This window comes from Pseudoalteromonas luteoviolacea (assembly GCF_018100925.1).
Classification (GTDB): Bacteria; Pseudomonadota; Gammaproteobacteria; order Enterobacterales; family Alteromonadaceae; genus Pseudoalteromonas; species Pseudoalteromonas obscura.
On record NZ_JAGJEH010000033.1, the window covers coordinates 1 to 2,867 of the forward strand.

Sequence of the window (2,867 nt, forward strand, 5' to 3'; positions counted from 1 at the left end):
CGATTTACAGGTGAAAACAGGTCAATACCGAGGACTACAAACATGCCCTTTCACACAAGTTTTTGCCTCTGTGAATGACGTGCCAAGTGGCTTTACTATCATCAATCAAGACACCCCAACGGCCATTGTGGCACAAACCACTATGGGCCCAAGTGTATCTGGAAACATCCCTCATATGGATGTGTTTGGCCCTCCTACCAAAATATTACAGTGCCCGGACTTAAAAAATGGCTGGTATGGTCACTGGGTGCCCGACTCTTTACAAGACAATACCGCAACTAATCTACATTTATCTCGCCCAGCAAGTAATATACTCTCTGGTATTTTGACTAACGACACAGGCGCAACTTGGCAAACATGGAGCCCGGCGCTTGATAGTATCAATAACACCACTTACCTCAGTGCCAGCATGGCATCCAGTCAACACATTTACTTGGTGTACTACCACACCCAAGCCACGATGACCGTACACGCGAATAATCAAAGAACCACGAGTCTCATGCAGCCTCGCTCAGTATTTGTGACTGACAGCTGTGAACCTCATTCTGGGCGCGACTTATTATATTCGCTGACGAAGTCAGTGGGCACGTCTACAGCGGGGCATAATAAAGCGATTGATTATGCCATCACCAGCATGCCTCTCGACCCCTCATCCAGTATCATCCACACCCCGATTAGCCATACTGCGCCGAGCAATAACAGCAAAGGCGTCAAAGCGCTTTCATACTTTGTGGTGCGAAAAAATCAGGTGTTTATCAACTTTGCGTATACCCAGCTCATTCACAACGGGTCAAATTGGGGTGACGACAACTCAGTTCTTATGATTGATGGCCAACAAACACGGCTAGATGCTAATGGCCAAGAGGTTTTATGTGGTAACGCTCAGTTGGTAGAGCCATTAGGCTGGATTAAGTGAAAACAACTTGATTTAACATAAAATGGTGGCTGCTACTTTTTCGGCAGCTCACCTTTGTTATCCCCACCTATTTGTACGGCGTTTTCAATGTTATTACCCGATATGCTCTGGTTAACGGATTTTTGCGGCTCACTGCGCCCTGACTTTTTGAATATAGCGACAAGTACGCCAATAATTGTCACCAATAGCGTCAATGCACCAATTTGCTCTCCTGTACCAAGTGAGGTAAACCATTCCATCATAAAATTATGACTCCTTTATTTTCTCTAGTTTTGCAAGCCAGCTAGACACTTGCGCTATTTGGGGCTGTGCGCCCACTTGCTCGAATAATGCCAAGGCCTTTTCCCAATGCGCTTTTGCTTGGTGGAGGTCGTCCTGTAGTTCAGATAATATGCCCATATTGGCATACTGATTTGCCATGCCTTGTTTGCGGCCAAAAGATTCATTGATTTCAAGGCTTTTTTGGTAATACTCAAGCGCCTTATCCAATTCGCCTTTTTCTAGGTAAACGTTCCCCTTATTACCATACTGGCGCGCCATGCCTTCTTTGCTTCCTAGAGGTTCATAGACTTCAAGGCTCTTTTGATAATACTCAAGCGCCTTATCTAGCTCGCCTTGTATTTGGTATACATTCCCTATATTACCATAATCACTGGCCATCCCTTCTCTACGACCTAGAGATTCTTCAATTTCCAGACTCTTTTGGTAATATTCAAGCGCCTTATCTAGCTCGCCTTGTATTTGGTATACATTCCCTATATTACCATACTGGCTCGCCATACCTTGTTTGTTACCTAGAGGTTCATGAATTTCAAGGCTCTTTTGGTAATATTCAAGCGCCTTATCTAACTCGCCTTGGATTCGGTAAACAATCCCCATATTGCCATAATCACTGGCCATCCCTTCTCTACGACCTAGAGACTCTTCAATTTCAAGGCTCTTTTGGTGATATTCAAGCGCCTTATCTAGCTCGCCTTGTATTTGGTATACATTCCCTATATTACCATAATCACTGGCCATCCCTTCTCTACGACCTAGAGACTCATTAATTTCCAGACTCTTTTGGTAATACTCAAGCGCTTTAACCAGCTTGCCTTGGGTTTGGTAAACATTCCCCATATTGCCATAATTACTGGCCATGCCCTCTTTGTTACCTAGAGACTCACCAATTTCCAGGCTCTTTTGGTAATACTCAAGCGCCTTATCTAGTTTGCCTTGTATTTGGTAAACAACCCCAATATTACCATACTGGGTAGCTACACCTTCTTTACGGTCTAGAGATTCATTGATTTCAAGGCTCTTTTGGTAATATTCAAGCGCCTTATCTAGATCGCCTTTTGTTTTATAAACAATCCCAATATTACCATACTGATTGGACATGCCTTCTTTGCGGCCTAAAGACTCATTAATTTCAAGACCCTTTTGGTAATACTCAAGCGCCTTATCTAGGTTGCCTTGTATTTGGTATACATTCCCTATATTACCATAATCACTGGCCATCCCTTCTCTACGACCTAGAGATTCTTCAATTTCCAGGCTCTTTTGGTAATATTCAAGCGCCTTATCTAGATCGCCTTTTGTTTTATAAACAACCCCAATATTGCCATACGATACGGCTTTGGCTTCATTATCACCTGCCTTTTCAGCCAAGCTTAAAACATGTTGATACGCTTGAAGTGCGCTGTCTAATTCACCGACTCGCCAATAAATATTACCTGCCATAGTCCAAGCATTTCTATGCTCAGGGTTTAATTGCGTCGCCCTGACAAAATCTTTTAGTGTTTGTTTAGACTCATAAAGATAAGTTAACGAGCCGCGCTGATAATAATACTCGGCCTGTTTGAGAATGATGTCTTCGTTATCATCAATTAGCTGTGAAAGTAGAACTCGTGCTTTATCGACATCGCCACTATCTATGATTGCTTGTAATGCAGTATCAACATCCTTAGCG

3 protein-coding genes are annotated in these 2,867 nt (G+C 43.2%); 1 reads left to right on the forward strand and 2 read right to left on the reverse strand.

Annotated elements, in window-relative coordinates; translation table 11 throughout:
- Positions 1 to 916: hypothetical protein (locus tag J8M00_RS27850; protein ID WP_211013625.1), on the forward strand; the 916-nt coding region annotated here is incomplete at its 5' end.
- A 32-nt stretch (positions 917 to 948) separates the two neighbouring features.
- Here J8M00_RS27850 and J8M00_RS27855 read toward each other — a convergent pair.
- Complete coding sequence (locus J8M00_RS27855; RefSeq protein WP_211013626.1) at positions 949 to 1,158, reverse strand: hypothetical protein; 210 nt, start codon at positions 1,156 to 1,158, stop codon at positions 949 to 951.
- A gap of 4 nt (positions 1,159 to 1,162) precedes the next feature.
- A partial coding sequence (locus tag J8M00_RS27860) for a tetratricopeptide repeat protein (RefSeq protein ID WP_211013627.1) occupies positions 1,163 to 2,867 on the reverse strand: 1,705 nt, incomplete at its 5' end.